Source organism: Luteimonas sp. MC1782 (genome assembly GCF_014164605.1).
In the GTDB taxonomy this organism is placed as follows: Bacteria; Pseudomonadota; Gammaproteobacteria; order Xanthomonadales; family Xanthomonadaceae; genus Luteimonas.
This window is the reverse complement of sequence record NZ_JACJFT010000001.1, coordinates 1,739,012-1,753,268: the sequence shown is the minus strand read 5'-3', so window position 1 is coordinate 1,753,268 and position 14,257 is coordinate 1,739,012. Positions and strand designations below refer to the sequence as shown.

14 protein-coding genes are annotated in these 14,257 nt (G+C 70.4%); 11 read left to right on the top strand and 3 right to left on the bottom strand.

From position 1 onward, the window contains the following. Positions 1 to 112: 112 nt before the first annotated feature. Both H5368_RS08180 and H5368_RS08175 read left to right on the top strand, forming a co-directional pair. On the top strand, positions 113 to 1,216 hold the full coding sequence (locus H5368_RS08180; protein ID WP_182823145.1) for a class I SAM-dependent methyltransferase: 1,104 nt from the start codon (positions 113 to 115) through the stop codon (positions 1,214 to 1,216). Further along, complete coding sequence (locus H5368_RS08175) at positions 1,213 to 1,941, top strand: pseudouridine synthase (RefSeq protein WP_182823143.1); 729 nt, start codon at positions 1,213 to 1,215, stop codon at positions 1,939 to 1,941. Before H5368_RS08180 ends, H5368_RS08175 begins: the two co-directional genes overlap by 4 nt. Here the strand turns inward: H5368_RS08175 and H5368_RS08170 are convergent, their stop codons facing one another. Further along, positions 1,942 to 2,514 carry a DUF1415 domain-containing protein gene (locus tag H5368_RS08170; protein ID WP_343203894.1) on the bottom strand — a complete coding sequence of 191 codons (573 nt, stop codon included), beginning with the start codon at positions 2,512 to 2,514 and terminating at the stop codon, positions 1,942 to 1,944. It lies immediately after the preceding gene. Continuing rightward, complete coding sequence (locus H5368_RS08165) at positions 2,507 to 2,989, bottom strand: YajQ family cyclic di-GMP-binding protein (RefSeq protein ID WP_182823140.1); 483 nt, start codon at positions 2,987 to 2,989, stop codon at positions 2,507 to 2,509. The genes H5368_RS08170 and H5368_RS08165 overlap by 8 nt, the downstream gene beginning before the upstream one ends. Before the next feature lie 103 nt (positions 2,990 to 3,092). Here H5368_RS08165 and H5368_RS08160 point away from each other — a divergent pair, with 103 nt between their 5' ends. Then, complete coding sequence (locus H5368_RS08160; protein WP_182823137.1) at positions 3,093 to 4,145, top strand: NAD(P)-dependent alcohol dehydrogenase; 1,053 nt, start codon at positions 3,093 to 3,095, stop codon at positions 4,143 to 4,145. 88 nt (positions 4,146 to 4,233) lie between these two features. After that, positions 4,234 to 5,097 carry a DMT family transporter gene (locus tag H5368_RS08155; RefSeq protein ID WP_343203904.1) on the top strand — a complete coding sequence of 288 codons (864 nt, stop codon included), beginning with the start codon at positions 4,234 to 4,236 and terminating at the stop codon, positions 5,095 to 5,097. A gap of 65 nt (positions 5,098 to 5,162) precedes the next feature. Here the strand turns inward: H5368_RS08155 and H5368_RS08150 are convergent, their stop codons facing one another. Then, the gene (locus H5368_RS08150) at positions 5,163 to 5,798 is read right to left on the bottom strand and encodes an OmpW family outer membrane protein (RefSeq protein WP_182823135.1); all 636 of its coding nucleotides are present in this window, start codon (positions 5,796 to 5,798) and stop codon (positions 5,163 to 5,165) included. Between the two features lie 251 nt (positions 5,799 to 6,049). On the opposite strand from H5368_RS08150, the gene H5368_RS08145 reads away from it, so the two are divergent. The 7 genes from H5368_RS08145 to atpE all read left to right on the top strand — a co-directional run bounded on the left by H5368_RS08145 (position 6,050) and on the right by atpE (position 14,174). After that, positions 6,050 to 6,802 carry a DUF2884 family protein gene (locus tag H5368_RS08145; protein ID WP_182823133.1) on the top strand — a complete coding sequence of 251 codons (753 nt, stop codon included), beginning with the start codon at positions 6,050 to 6,052 and terminating at the stop codon, positions 6,800 to 6,802. Between the two features lie 78 nt (positions 6,803 to 6,880). Next, a complete protein-coding gene (locus H5368_RS08140; protein WP_182823131.1) occupies positions 6,881 to 8,311 on the top strand; it encodes a dihydrolipoyllysine-residue acetyltransferase in 1,431 nt (476 codons plus the stop codon). A 5-nt stretch (positions 8,312 to 8,316) separates the two neighbouring features. After that, complete coding sequence (gene lpdA, locus H5368_RS08135) at positions 8,317 to 10,137, top strand: dihydrolipoyl dehydrogenase (RefSeq protein ID WP_343203903.1); 1,821 nt, start codon at positions 8,317 to 8,319, stop codon at positions 10,135 to 10,137. A gap of 229 nt (positions 10,138 to 10,366) precedes the next feature. Further along, positions 10,367 to 12,304, top strand: a complete 1,938-nt coding sequence (locus tag H5368_RS08130; RefSeq protein WP_220486517.1) for a peptidoglycan recognition family protein — start codon at positions 10,367 to 10,369, stop codon at positions 12,302 to 12,304. 330 nt (positions 12,305 to 12,634) lie between these two features. Further along, complete coding sequence (locus tag H5368_RS08125; RefSeq protein WP_182823127.1) at positions 12,635 to 13,015, top strand: hypothetical protein; 381 nt, start codon at positions 12,635 to 12,637, stop codon at positions 13,013 to 13,015. Between the two features lie 2 nt (positions 13,016 to 13,017). Then, positions 13,018 to 13,815: a F0F1 ATP synthase subunit A gene (gene atpB / locus H5368_RS08120; protein ID WP_182823125.1), complete on the top strand. Its 798-nt coding sequence runs from the start codon at positions 13,018 to 13,020 to the stop codon at positions 13,813 to 13,815. Positions 13,816 to 13,883: 68 nt separating this feature from the next. Beyond that, a complete protein-coding gene (gene atpE, locus H5368_RS08115) occupies positions 13,884 to 14,174 on the top strand; it encodes a F0F1 ATP synthase subunit C (protein WP_182823122.1) in 291 nt (96 codons plus the stop codon). The last annotated feature ends 83 nt before the right edge of the window (positions 14,175 to 14,257 follow it).

The window sequence follows — 14,257 nt, the reverse complement described above, 5'->3', positions numbered from 1 at the left end:
GTGTTCGGGTCTGCATCCATCCTCGCCGCCATGGCGTTCAACGGCGATGAAACCGGCGTGCCCGAGCCCCTCACGTAGAATCGCGGTCCCTCCCCGCGGCGAACCCACCTCCATGCCAGGCCCCAACGGCGACCCCGCGCTCGACGCGCTGCTGCTGCCCTTTGCCGAAGGCGAACTCGCCTGGCCGGCCGACGGCGCACTGTTCCTGCGCGCGCGCGCAGGCGCGGCCCTGCAGGCGCAGGACCGGCCCGGGCTGGTGTGCGAACAGGGCTATCGCCCGGATGCCGCAGCCCTGGCCAGCGCCGGGTTCAACGTGCGCGACCCGGCAGACGCACCCGACGACGGTCGCCGCTGGCCGCTGGTGCTGCTGCTCCCGCCGCGCCAGCGCGACGAGGCACGCGCGCTGTTCGCCGAAGCCTTCGCGCGGGTCGCGCCGGGTGGCACGGTGATCGCCAGCGTGGCCAATGACGCCGGCGCGAAGTCCGCGGAAGCCGATTTCGCGCGCATCGCCGGCAGCGTGGTGACGCGCAGCAAGCACAAGTGCCGCGTCTTCCATGCGCGTGCCGATGGCCAGGGCGATGCCGCGCTGGCGGCGCAGTGGCGCACGCTGGACGCGCCCCGGCGCATCGCCGGCAACCGCTTCTTGAGCCGTCCGGGCGTGTTCGCCTGGGACCGCATCGATCAGGCATCGCAGCTGCTCGCCGAGCACCTGCCCACCGACCTGGCCGGTCGCGCCGCCGATTTCGGCGCGGGCTGGGGCTACCTCGCCGGCGAGCTGCTGTCGCGCAATCCGGGCATCACCGCGCTCGACGCCTTCGAGGCCGAGGCGCGCGCGCTGGCCCTGGCGCGCGAAAACCTGGCCGGGTTCGCAAACGCGGTGGCGCTGGGCTTCCACTGGCACGACGTCACCGCCGGCGTCCCCGGCACCTACGACGTGATCGTGAGCAACCCGCCGTTCCACGTGCCCGGCGGCGCCGAGCGCCCCGACATCGGCCGCGCCTTCATCGCCAGCGCCGCGCAGGCGCTGAAGCCGGGCGGCCGGCTGTGGCTGGTGGCCAACCGCCACCTTCCCTACGAGGAGGCACTGGGCGCCGGCTTCGGCACGGTGCGCCTGGTCGCGCAACACGACGGCTTCAAGGTGGTGGAGGCGGTGAAGTCCCTGCCCAAGCCCCCCGCGCGTCCGGTGCGCCCCGAGCGCGAGGCGCGCTGGCGGTGAAGCTGGTGCGCATGCTGGCCAATCTCGGCCACGGCAGCCGCAAGGAAGTCGCCGCGATGTTCCGCGAGGGGCGCGTCACCGACGCCGCCGGCGAGGTGCTGTATGCCGACGACCAGCCTGACCGCGACAACGTGCGCGTGGACGGCGAGCGGCTCGACCCGGCGCCGGGCATGCTGTTGATGCTGCACAAGCCGATCGGCCACACCTGTTCGGCCAAGGATCGCGGGCGCCTGGTCTACGACCTGCTGCCGCCGCGGTTCGCGCTGCGCTCCCCCACGCTGTCCACCGTCGGCCGGTTGGACCGCGAGACCAGCGGGCTGCTGCTGATGACCGACGACGGCCAGCTGCTGCACCGGATCATTTCGCCGAGGGCGGGGCTGCAAAAGGTCTACGAGGCCACGTTGGCCGAGCCGCTGCGCGGCGACGAGGCGGCGATCTTCGCCAGCGGCACGCTGATGCTCGAATCCGAGAAGACGCCGCTGCTGCCCGCGGAGCTGGACGTGCTGGGGCCCACGCACGCGCGCCTCACCTTGCATGAAGGCCGCTACCACCAGGTGCGGCGGATGTTCGCCGCGGTCGGCAACCACGTGGTCGCGCTGCACCGGCCGCAGGTGGGCGGGCTGACGCTCGGCGACCTGCCGGAAGGCGCGTGGCGGCTGCTCGACGACGGCGACCGCGCGCAGCTGTACGCGGGTGGCGACGCCGGCGCGACGCAAGCGCCGTAATCAGTCGAACAGCTTGCGCCAGCCGGCGTGGCCGAGGTCCTCGAGCGTGCGGATATTGCGCTCGACGATCGCGTCCGGATCCGGGAACGCGTCCACCGCGCGCGACACGCTGTCCTCGCGCAGCAGGTGCAGGGTCGGCCACGGCGAGCGGTTGGTGAAGTTGGCGATGTCGTCCGGCGCGCTGCCGGCGAACTGGTACTGCGGGTGGAAGCTCGCCACCTGCAGCACGCCTTCCAGCTCGAGTTCGCCGACCAGCGCGTCCGCGTGCTCCAGGAAATCGTTGTAGTCGAGGAAATCGCCGAGCACGTGCGGGTGCACGATGAGCGTGGTGTCGGTGGCTTCGACGGGCGTGTCGCGCAGGTGCAGCAGCTCCACGCCCAGCGTTTCCAGCAGGCTTGCGGCGTCGCGCGCCTCGCTCAGCACCATCCGCACCTGGCCCTTGGTCACCACCGCCTTGGCGAAGGGACAGAGGTTGAGGCCGATGACCGCGCGCTCGAGCCAGCGCGAGGTGTCGCCGATGTAGTCGGGCGCCGGCGCGCCCGGGGCCGACCCCGTGCCTGCGGACTCAGTCACGGAAGTTGTCGAACTGGATCGGCTGCTCGAATTCCTTGCTGCGCAGCAGCGCCATGGCCGCCTGCAGGTCATCGCGCTTCTTGCCGGTCACGCGCAGCTTGTCGCCGTTGATCTGGGTCTCGACCTTGAGCTTGGCGGCCTTGATCTCGTTGCCGATCTTCTTGGCCATCTCGCGCTCGATGCCCTGCTTGACGGTGATCTTCTGGCGCGCGCCGGCCAGGTTGGTGTCGACGTCGCCGAACTCCAGGCAGCGGGTGTCGATCTTCCGCGCCGCCAGGCGGGCGCGCAGGATGTCGGTCATCTGCTGCAGCTGGAACTCGCTGGGCGCCGACTGCGAGATCACGTTCTCCTCGCGCGTGAACGTCGCCTCCACGCCCTTGAAGTCGAAGCGCGTGTCCAGCTCGCGGTTGGCCTGGTCGACGGCGTTGGTCAGCTCGTGGGTGTCGATTTCCGAGACGATATCGAAGGAGGGCATGGCGTTTTCTGGCGGGTTCCGGGGGCCGACAGGGTACCGCACCGCGCACGCCGGCCCGGCGCGCGGCATCATGGCGGCCTCCCCCCGCAGACCGAGGTGCCCCATGCACAAGACCGCCGCCTATGCCGCCACGTCGGCGACATCGCCGCTCGCCCCGTGGACGCTCGAACGCCGCGCGCCGCGCGCCGGCGAGGTGCTGATCGACATCCGCTACTGCGGCGTCTGCCATTCCGACCTGCACACCGTGCGCGGCGACTGGGGCCCGATGGACTACCCGCTGGTGCCCGGCCACGAGATCGTCGGCCACGTCGCCGCGGTCGGCGAGGGCGTCAGCCGCTACAAGGTGGGCGATGCGGTCGGCGTCGGCTGCTTCGTCGATTCCTGCCGCGCCTGCGAGCACTGCAAGGCCGGCGAAGAGCAGTACTGCGCCGAGGGCATGGTCGGCACCTACGCCGGGCGCGACCGCAGCACCGGCGAGGTGACGCAGGGCGGCTACTCCACGCGCATCACCGTGCACGAGGACTACGTGCTGCGCATTCCCGAGGGCCTGCCGCTGGATCGTGCCGCGCCGCTGCTGTGCGCCGGCATCACCACGTGGTCGCCGCTGCAGCACTTCGGCCTCAAGGCCGGTGACGAGCTGGCCGTGGTGGGCCTGGGCGGGCTGGGACACATGGCGGTGAAGCTGGGCGTGGCGCTGGGCGCGCGGGTCACCGTGCTCAGCACCTCGGAGGGCAAGCGCGCCGACGCGCTGGCGCTCGGCGCGCACGCGTTCGAGGTGGTCGGCAAGGACCGCTCCGCCGCGCGCAGGCTGGCGCGCAACTTCCACATGATCCTCGACACCGCGTCGGCCGCGCACGACTACAACCTCTACCTCGGCATGCTGAAGGTCGACGGCACCATGGTGCTGCTGGGCATGCCGGAGCCGACGCTGGTGGGCGCGGGCTCGCTGGTGATGGCGCGCCGGCGCCTGGCGGGGTCGCTGATCGGCGGCATCCGCGAGACCCAGGAGATGCTGGACTTCTGCGCGGCCAACGACGTGCTGCCGGACATCGAACTGATCGCCATCGCAGATATCAACGAGGCTTACGAACGCATGCTGCGCAGCGACGTGCGCTACCGCTTCGTGATCGACGCCGCCAGCTTCGGCGACGCCTGAGCCGCGGGTGGAGATCGCGCCCGACGCCATAGCGCCCGACGCCACCGCAGGCGACGCCACCGCGGGCGACCGCCAGCATCGCCGCGCCGTGATCGCGATGCTGCTGGCGGTGCTGGTGCTGTGCGCGATGGATGCGTGCATGAAGCAGCTGGCCGGGCATTACCCGCCGATGCAGGTGGCGGCGCTGCGCGGCATGGTCGGCCTGCCGCTGGTGCTGGCCTGGGCGGCGGCGAGCATCGGCCTGCCGGCGCTGCTGCGCGTGCACTGGCCGCTGCACCTGCTGCGCGGGGTGCTGGGCGTGGTGTTCCTGTCGTGTTTCGTGGCCGGGCTGCGCGACCTGCCCATGTCGACCGCGTACGCGATCAGCTTCGTCGGCCCGCTGCTGGTGACGGCCATGGCGGTGCCGCTGCTGCGCGAACACGTCGGGCCGCGGCGCTGGACGGCGATCGCCGTGGGCATGGTGGGCGTGCTGGTGGTGCTGCGCCCGGGCGGCGAGGGCGTGATGACGCGCGCGGGCCTGCTGGTTCTCGCTGCCACGGTCTGCTACGCGGCTTCGGTGGTCACGGTGCGCATGCTGGCGCAGCGCGACAGCGCGCAGGCGCTGGTCTTCTGGTTCCTGGCGATGGTGGCGATCGGCGCCGGGCTGCTGGCCTGGCCGCAGTGGGTGCCGCTGCGCGCGGCGGACGGCTGGCTGCTGGGTGGCGTGGCGCTGTTCGGCACGCTCGGCCAGGTGGCGTTGACCCACGCCTTCCGGCTGGGCGAAGCGTCACTGGTGGCGCCGCTGGAATACACCGCGCTGGTGTGGGTGGTGCTGCTGGACGTGGTGCTGTGGCAGGTACTGCCCGATGCCATGACCTGGCTGGGCGCGGGGATCATCGTGGTCAGCGGCCTGTACCTGATGCGCCGCGAACGCGTGGTGCGCGCCGCCCCGCTGCCGCGCAGCGGCGACTGAAACGCGGAACGGGCCCTTGCGGGCCCGCTCCGTTTCCATCGTGTACCCGGCCGTGGCCGGAAGGCTCAGAAGCGTGCGCCGATACCCACGCCCACGACCACCGGGTCGAGCTTGGCGTCCCCGGCCTTGACGCCGTCGATCTTCACCTCGGAATCGCTCTGGAAATAGCGTGCATCGGCACGTGCGAACCAGGTCGGGCTGATGTTGACGTCCATGCCGACCGTGGCTACGCCGCCTTCGGCGGTTTCCACGCCAACGCGGTCGCCGGCCAGGGTGGCGGATTCGTTGTTGTAGTTGGTCTGGTGGTAGCCGAGGCCCACGAACGGCCGGACCGTGCTTTCCACCGTGCCGAACCGGTACTGGCCGCTCAGCGAATATGGCTGGGCGTCGACGCTGCCGACCTTCTGGCCGCCGGAGGTCACGCGCTGACCGTAGCTGTCGGCGCCCCAGGCTTCGATGCCGATGTTGTCGGTGGCGTGCCAGGTGACGCCGAGCGTCGGGGTGCCTTCACCGGCGAATTCGGTGCGCGCGCCGGCGATTTCCGGATTGCGCGTGGGTTCGACCATGGAATAGCCGCCCACGACCGACACGTGCTTGCCGGCGCCGTCGGCGGCGAATGCGGCGGACGGCACGATGGCCAGGGCCAGGGCGGCGGGGAGCACCAGCCTGGTGATGCGGGAAATGGTCTGCTTGGGGGACATTGGGGGAGGTCTCCTCTTTAAGGACATGTATGCCCCGGGGAGTGGGGCGCAGCCACCCTAGCGACGCGCCCATGAATCGAACTTGTCGCACCGCGCCTGTTGCGGGAACTTCCACACATCGCGTTCAGATCGCGAACGCGGCGACCATCAACGTGAACGGCGCGCGTCGATGGTCATGGCACCCAATGGCAGGTTCCGCATGGCACGTGCGTTGGATAGAGTCATCTTCCGCACTCTCTGACCAGGCCGGCATGCGCACGACCGTGATCGCCCTTTCCCTCCTTCTCGCCTGTGGCGGCGCCGCTGCCGCCGATGTCCAGGTCGACTGCGACATCGACAGCGACTACGACTTCCACCTGAGCGAGAAGAGCGTGATCCTGCTCGACAGGGGTGCGTCGCCGCACACCGTGCTGGTCCGCAAGGGCCGCCTGTTCATCGACGACCGCTGGGTGCAGGTGTCCGCGGCCGACGCGCGACGCCTGGTGGAGTACGAGCGCGAGGCGCGTGCCGCCATGCCGCTGGCCGCGTCCGTCGCGCGCCAGGCCGCCGGCATCGCCTTCGAGGTGCTGGGCGAGGTGGCGGCCGGCTTCGGCAGCGACCCGGACGCCGCGCGGCGCAAGTTCGCAGGCGTGCGCAAGGAGCTCGATGCCGCGCTCGCCGCGGCGGTGACTCCGAGCCGCTTCAACCGTGAGCAGCTCAACGACGCCATCGGGACGGCCGTGGCGCAGGCGGTGCCGACCCTGGTCGGCGATATCGTCGGCGGCGCGCTGCGCGCCGCGTTCAGTGGCGATGCCAGCCGCCTGCAGCGCCTGGAATCCCTGGATGCCGACATCGAGGCCTTGGTGGAGCCGCGTGCCCGCGCGCTGGAAGCCGACGCCCAGGCGCTGTGCAAGCGCATGGAAGCCCTGGACGCGCTGGACGATGCGCTCGAGTACCGGCTGCCGGATGGGCGCGCGCTCGACCTGCACCGGGTGGACACCGGGTCCCGCGCGGCGGGTGGTTGACGCGGGAACTGCCCGCCAAGGTTGGCGCATTCCTGCAGCGGGGCCACAATAGCCCGTCCCCAGATCGTGGAGTGCCGGATGGCCAGTCCCCAGGAAGCGCGCGTGCCGGACATCGGCGGCTATGACGACGTGCCGGTCATCGAGGTCCTGGTCGCCGTGGGTGACACGGTCGCCCGCGACCAGGGCCTGGTCACGCTGGAATCCGACAAGGCCACGATGGAAGTGCCCGCGCCGTTCGCCGGCGTGATCCGCGAGCTCAGGGTCAAGCTGGGCGACACCATTTCCGAAGGCGGAGTGGTGGCGCTGATCGAGCCGACCGGGGCGGACGCGGGTGCCGACGCCGCGCCGCAAGGCGGCAAGAGCGCCGAGGCGCCTGCCGTGCAGGCTGGCCCGGCCGCTGCCGACAACGGCCGCGCGCAGCCGGACGCCACCGCGGGCGCCACGCCCGCGGTTGAAACCGGCCACCAGGTGGAGCCGGTGGCGGTCGCCGCCACCCCCGACAACATCGCCCAGGCGTCGATCGACAGCCAGGCGGCGAAGACGCCGTCGGTCAGCGGCCAGCCCGCGGTGCGCTTCGAAGGCGACGCGCTGATCCCCGGCAAGCTCCCCTACGCGAGCCCGGCGGTGCGCCTGTTCGCGCGCGAGCTCGGCGTCGACCTGTTGCAGGTGACCGGCAGCGCGCGCGGCGGGCGCATCGTCCGCGAGGACGTGCAGCAGTTCGTCAAGGGCGCGCTGCAGCGTGGCCCGGCGGCCGGCGCGTCCGGCGGCGGGCTGGACCTGCTGCCGTGGCCGAAGGTCGACTTCAGCAAGTTCGGCGAGACCGAGGTGCAGCCGCTGTCGAAGATCAGGAAGATCTCCGGCGCCAACCTCGCGCGCAACTGGGCGATGATCCCGCATGTCACCCAGCACGACGATGCCGACGTCACCGACCTCGAGGCGCTGCGTGTCGCGCTCAACAAGGAAAACGAGAAGTCCGGCGCCAAGCTGACCATGCTCGCCTTCATCATGAAGGCCGCGGTCGCGGCGTTGAAGAAGTTCCCCGAGTTCAACGCCTCGCTGGACGCGTCCGGCGAGAACCTCACGCTCAAGAAGTACTTCCACGTCGGCTTCGCCGCCGACACGCCCAATGGGCTGGTGGTGCCGGTGGTGCGCGACTGCGACCGCAAGGGCGTGATGGAGATCGCCGCCGAGACCGGCGAGCTGGCGAAGAAGGCACGCGACGGCAAGCTCGGTCCCGCGCAGATGAGCGGCGGCTGTTTTTCGATCAGTTCGCTGGGCGGGATCGGCGGCACCTCGTTCACGCCGATCGTCAACGCGCCGGAAGTCGCCATCCTCGGCGTGTCGCGCGCGGCCATGAAGCCGGTCTGGGATGGCCAGGCGTTCCAGCCGCGGCTGGTGCTGCCGCTGTCGCTGTCCTATGACCACCGCGTGATCGACGGCGCTGCCGCCGCGCGCTTCACCGCGTACCTGGCGCAGGTGCTCGGCGACATGCGCCGGGTGCTGCTGTGAGCGCCGTGACCGGCCTGGTCGACGTCAAGGTCCCCGACATCGGCGGCTACGACGATGTGCCGGTGATCGAGGTGCTGGTCGCGGTCGGCGACACGGTCGCCATGGACCAGGGCCTGGTCACTCTGGAGTCGGACAAGGCGACGATGGAAGTGCCGTCGTCGGTGGCCGGCGTGGTGCGGGAGCTGAAGGTCAAGGTGGGCGACACGATTTCCGAAGGCGGGGTGGTGGCGGTGATCGAGGCCGCGGGTGATGTCGCCCCGTCTGCGCCTGCCCCCGCTGGCGATGCGCCGGCATCCGCCCCGACGGTGATGGCAGCCGATGCCGGGCCCGGCAAGCCGCCAGTCGCGCGCTCGCATCGCGCCCCCGCCGAACCGCAGGCGTCGCAGGCCGCCGCCGCCAGTGGCCGCACCGCCGACATCGAGTGCGCGCTGGTGGTGCTCGGCGCCGGCCCCGGTGGCTATACCGCCGCATTCCGCGCCGCCGACCTCGGCATGGACGTGGTGCTGGTGGAACGTTACACACAGCTCGGCGGCGTGTGCCTCAACGTCGGCTGCATCCCGTCCAAGGCGCTGCTGCACGCCGCCGAAGTCATCGACGAGGCTGCGCACGCGGCCGACTACGGCATCAGCTTCGGCACGCCGAAGATCGACCTGGACGGCCTGCGCGGGCACAAGGAGCGCGTGGTCGCGCAGTTCAACAAGGGCCTCGCCGGCATGGCGAAGCAGCGCAAGGTGCGCGTGGTGACCGGCAGCGGCATGTTCGTGTCCGGCAACGAGCTCGAGGTCACCGACGCGGACGGCAAGGCGCAGCTGCTGCGCTTCGGCCAGTGCATCATCGCCGCCGGCTCGCAGGCGCTGAAGCTCCCGGGTTTCCCGTGGGACGACCCGCGGGTGATGGATTCCACCGACGCGCTGCAGCTGGCCGACGTGCCCCAGCGCCTGCTGGTGGTCGGCGGCGGCATCATCGGCCTGGAAATGGCCACCGTGTACCGCGCGCTGGGCAGCGAGGTCACCGTGGTCGAGCTGGCCGACCAGCTGATGCCGGGGGCCGACAAGGACCTGGTGAAGCCGCTGGCCGACCGCCTGAAGAAACAGGGCGTGGCCATCCACCTGAAGACGAAGGTGGTCGAGGCCAAGGCCGGGAAGAAGGGTATCTCCTGCAGCTTCGAAGGCGAGAGCATTCCCGCGGGAGCGCTGTTCGACCGCGTGCTGGTCGCGGTGGGCCGCGCCGCCAACGGCGGCAAGCTCGGCGCCGACAAGGCCGGCGTGGCCGTCGGCGAGCGCGGCTTCATCGACGTCGACCTGCAGATGCGCACCAACGTGCCGCACATCTTCGCCATCGGCGACCTGGTCGGTCAGCCGATGCTCGCCCACAAGGCGAGCCATGAAGGCAAGCTTGCGGCGGAAGTCGCCGCCGGCGAGAAGCGCGAGTGGGTGGCGCGGGTGATCCCGTCGGTCGCCTACACCGATCCGGAGATCGCCTGGGTGGGCGTGACCGAGACCGAGGCGAAGGCCAAGGGCCTGAAAGTCGGCGTGGGCAAGTTTCCGTGGGCGGCAAGCGCGCGCGCGGTTGGCATCGGCCGCAGCGAGGGCTTCACCAAGCTGCTGTTCGACGAACCCACCGGCCGCATCGTCGGCGGTGCGATCGTCGGCCCGCGCGCCGGCGACCTGATTTCGGAAGTCGCGCTGGCGATCGAGATGGGCGCCGAGGCGGCCGACATTGGCCACACCATCCATCCGCATCCCACGCTCGGCGAGTCGGTGGCGATGGCCGCCGAGATCTTCGAAGGCACCATCACCGACCTGTACCTGCCGAAGAAGCGCTGACGCGCATTCCCGACGCGGTTCCCGGCCGTCCGCCGGGACCGCATTGCGTGACCGCCAGTGCGCAGGTACGCGACGGCCGTCGCGGTTCCACCCGCCTTAGGGCCAGCCCCATCTGTTGCCACGTGCCGCCAGCGCGCCCACTCGGTGCGCCGGCGGCGACGCCTGCATGCGGTTCCCGCATCGGGGACGGGGTCAACGCGCGCAAGCGCAGTCACGAGGGGTGGAAAGAATGAGCATTCGAAGCAAACGGGCACGGTCCGCGGCCACGCTGTCGGCCGGGGTCCTGTGCTGTGCCATGGTCGCCGGCGCCGCGACTGCCCGCGACGTGCCGCGCGCGCCGGTGACCGGCGCGGACGCGCTGGCCGACGCGGCCGCGCAGCGCGAGGAAGCCGCACTCGAAGCACGCCTGCGCCATGAGGAGACCCGCCTGCGCGCGGAGCGTGCCGCCTATCCGGGGTACTTCGCGCGCGCCTATGCCGCGTATCCGGCGATCCCGCGCGGAACGCTCGAGGCGCTCGCCTTCGTGCAGAGCCGCTGGCACAACGTGCAGCCGGCGGCCGATGCCGCCATGGTCGATCACCACATGCCCGAAGCCCACGGCGTGATGGGCCTGTATGCCGGCAACGGCTTCGCCGACCAGGTGGGCGAGGCTGCGGGACTGCTCGGCGTGAGCGCCGGTCGCGTGAAGCGCGATCCCGCGACCAACGTCATGGCCGCCGCCGTGCTGCTGGACCGCGGCCTGCGCGGCCACGACGTGCGCGCGCCCGAAGCACTGGCGCCGGTACTGGCCGCCTACGCCGGCTTCGCGCAGGCGCCCGGCAGCGGCGCGATCGACGACTACGCCCGCGCCAGCTTCGCGTTCGACGTGCTGCTGGCGATCGACCGCGGCGTGAGCGAGAAGGGCATGGTGGTGCCGCAGCGCGCGGTGGCCTGGGAGCGTGCATTCCCGGCCGACCAGCTGGCGCGCCTGAACGCGCCGTTCGTGCGCCTGGACGTCGAGAACGACCGCATCGAGACCGACGCATGGGCGATCGATCCGGTCAGCGAACAGCTGGTGCGCAAGGACGCGGCCACCGCCCGCGGCGACGTGGGCGCGATGAGCACCGACTACGGCCCGGCGATCTGGAACCCCGCGCACTCGACCAACTACAACGCCTCGCGCGCAGCCGCGGTCAGCGCCGTCACCCTGCATACCGCGCAGGGCAGCTACGCCGGCACGATCTCGTGGTTCAAGAACTCGACGTCCAATGTCAGCGCGCACTACGTGATCCGCAGCTCCGACGGCCAGGTCACGCAGATGGTGCGCAACGCGCACACCGCCTGGCACGTGCGCAACCAGAACAGCTACACGCTGGGCATCGAGCACGAGGGCTATGTCAACAACAGCGCCTGGTACACGAGCGCGATGTATGCCGCGTCGGCGGCGCTGGTGCGCGACTTCTGCGCCAAGTACAGCGCGATCAGCTGCGCAAGCGCGTACCGCGGCGCGCCCAGCAGCGGCATCAACGTCCTGCCCACCAGCGTCAAGATCAAGGGCCACCAGCACTTCACCGGGCAGACGCATACCGATCCGGGCATCAACTGGAACTGGGCGGGGTATTACACGCGCCTGAATCCCGGCAGCGGCGGCACCACGCGGATCCTCGACAGCTTCGAGAGCAACGTCGGCCACTTCAACACGAGTCCTGCGTACTCCGGGAGCACCACGGGGATCTCGGCGGCATCCACCGCCACGCGCGACTGCGCCACCCGTAAAAATGGCAGCTGCTCGCTGCGCGTGCTGCTGAAGGACAACACTGCGACGTCGGCAAGCTGGGCCGTGCGCCTGCTGTCCGGCTCCGGCAACCCGGGCAGCAACACCGCGATCACCCGCGCCAACGGTTCGGTCGGGTTCTGGGTGTTCTCGGCGGGCAGCGGGCTGACCGTCGGCGTCGGCATCGATGACAGCGACGGCACCGAGCGGTCGGTGAGCCGCAGCGTGCCCGCCAACACCTGGACCTGGGTGCAGTGGAGCCTCACCGACGCCGCGCAGTGGGATGCGTGGGTGGGCAACGCCAACGGTGCGATCACCGCGTCCAGCGTCCAGCTCGACGCGGTCTGGCTGTACCACGCCAACACCGCCTACGACCTCAACGTGTATATCGACGACGTGCAGGCCCGCAACTGAGTCCGCAATGCGAAGCCCCGGCGCCCGCCGGGGCTTCGTTGCGTCCGCGGCATGAAAAAAGCGAAGCCCCGGTAGCAGCCGGGGCTTCGGGCGGAGGTCTGTACGGATCGACGAGGAGTGCACAGGCCACGCGCAGGAGGATGGACCGCGGTTTTCCGCCAAGGTTCCGCGGTTCCCGGCATTGATTTGCTGAACGGGGGTCTTCGGGCCGGGGTCACGTCGCCGGAGCGGGGTGGTGGTGCTCAGAATGACCGGGGCTGGTATACTTTCGGGGCTAGATGGGGCCGATTGTGTTGGCGGTCCCGCTCCACGGCCACAGGATCCCATGTGTTGACTTCCGTTGCCGCAGGCTGGCGGCTGGTACGGCGCGCACTCATCTGGCAGGTGGTTGCGGTCGCGGTGCTCGCGCTGGCCTTCGTCCCCGTGGGGGCGGCCTGGAGCCTTGCGGCGCTGGCCGGGGGTGGGGCGATCGCCGTCGGCGGCGCGCTGTCCGGGGCCCTGGCGCTGGGCGGAGGAGTGGGGCCCGCCACCGGTGCGCTGATGCGCATGGTGCTGGGCCTGGCGGTGAAGTGGCTGGTGGTGGTCGTGGCATTGGTCCTGGCGGTCGGCGTGGCGCGGTTGCCCGCGCTCGCGGCGCTGGCCGGGGTCGTGGTCGCCTTGGTGGTACAGATGCTGGCGATGGCCGGCGTTACTCGATACGGGAAGCATTGAACATGGCGGCTGAGTCGGATCTGACCCCCACCAGCTACATCCAGCACCACCTGCAGAACCTTACCGCGCAGGTTGGCGAGGGCGGCTTCATGACCGTCAACGTCGACACCCTGGTGAGCTCGGTGGCGATGGGCCTGCTGATCACCTTCCTGTTCTGGCTGGGTACGCGCCGGGCGACGGCGGGCGTTCCGGGCAAGTGGCAGGCGGTGGTGGAAATGATGCTGGAGTTCGTCGATCGCCAGGCGCGCGACACGTACCACGGCTCCAGCAAGCTGGTCACGCCCATCGCGATCACGCTGTTCTTCTGGATCCTGCTGATGAACATGCTGAAGTTCATCCCCGCGGACTTCTTCGCCATCCCGCTGTCGTGGGTAGGCGTGGAGTACTGGAAGCCGGTGCCCACCGCCGACGTCAACGCCACCCTCGGCATGTCGATCAGCGTGTTCTTCCTGATGCTGTTCTTCGCGCTGCGCGCGAAGGGCATCGGCGGCTTCACCAAGGAATTCCTGACGGCGCCGTTCGGCAAGTGGATGATGCCGTTCAACCTGATCCTCAACATCGTCGAGTGGGTGTCGAAGCCCATTTCGCTGGCGATGCGACTGTTCGGCAACATGTTCGGCGGCGAGATCGTCTTCCTGCTGATCTGGGTGCTTGGCGGCGCCGGCATCCTCGGCCTCATCGGCAGCGCGGTGTTCGGCTTCGGCTGGATGATCTTCCACATCCTGGTCGTGCCGCTGCAGGCCTTCATCTTCATGATGCTGTCGATCGTCTATCTCAGCCTGTCCGAGGACAGCCACTGAGGCCCGCGTCGCCCCGCTTTGTTCCACCCTTCCGATAAACCCTCGCAACGTCCGTTCCGGAGAACACCATGGAAATCGTCATCAGCTCCCTCGCCCAGGTCCAGGCCTCCACGGTCCTCGCCATCGGCATCATGATCGGCCTCGCCGCCCTCGGCGCCGGCCTCGGCCTCGCCATCATGTCCGGCAAGTTCCTCGAGTCGGCCGCGCGCCAGCCCGAGCTGATCCCGGTGCTGCAGGTCCGCATGTTCATCACCGCCGGCCTGATCGACGCCGCGTTCATCATCAGCGTCGCCGTCGGCCTGCTGTTCGCCTTCGCAAGCCCGTTCCTGGGCCCGCTGCTGGCGCAGGCCGGCGCCTGATCGCGTCGACACGCCGGGTGCGGACGGCTTGACCGTCCGCGCCACGGCGTGAGAGCCGGCATGCACCGCATGCCCCGACCACC

What these genes read in the sequence shown, in the direction of transcription:
- H5368_RS08180 (WP_182823145.1), top strand. Translation starts at nt 113, where the DNA reads ATGCCAGGCCCCAACGGCGACCCCGCGCTCGACGCGCTGCTGCTGCCC.
- H5368_RS08165 (WP_182823140.1), bottom strand. Translation starts at nt 2,989, where the DNA reads ATGCCCTCCTTCGATATCGTCTCGGAAATCGACACCCACGAGCTGACC.
- H5368_RS08160 (WP_182823137.1), top strand. Translation starts at nt 3,093, where the DNA reads ATGCACAAGACCGCCGCCTATGCCGCCACGTCGGCGACATCGCCGCTC.
- H5368_RS08150 (WP_182823135.1), bottom strand. Translation starts at nt 5,798, where the DNA reads ATGTCCCCCAAGCAGACCATTTCCCGCATCACCAGGCTGGTGCTCCCC.
- H5368_RS08145 (WP_182823133.1), top strand. Translation starts at nt 6,050, where the DNA reads ATGCGCACGACCGTGATCGCCCTTTCCCTCCTTCTCGCCTGTGGCGGC.
- H5368_RS08140 (WP_182823131.1), top strand. Translation starts at nt 6,881, where the DNA reads ATGGCCAGTCCCCAGGAAGCGCGCGTGCCGGACATCGGCGGCTATGAC.
- H5368_RS08130 (WP_220486517.1), top strand. Translation starts at nt 10,367, where the DNA reads ATGAGCATTCGAAGCAAACGGGCACGGTCCGCGGCCACGCTGTCGGCC.
- atpB (WP_182823125.1), top strand. Translation starts at nt 13,018, where the DNA reads ATGGCGGCTGAGTCGGATCTGACCCCCACCAGCTACATCCAGCACCAC.
- atpE (WP_182823122.1), top strand. Translation starts at nt 13,884, where the DNA reads ATGGAAATCGTCATCAGCTCCCTCGCCCAGGTCCAGGCCTCCACGGTC.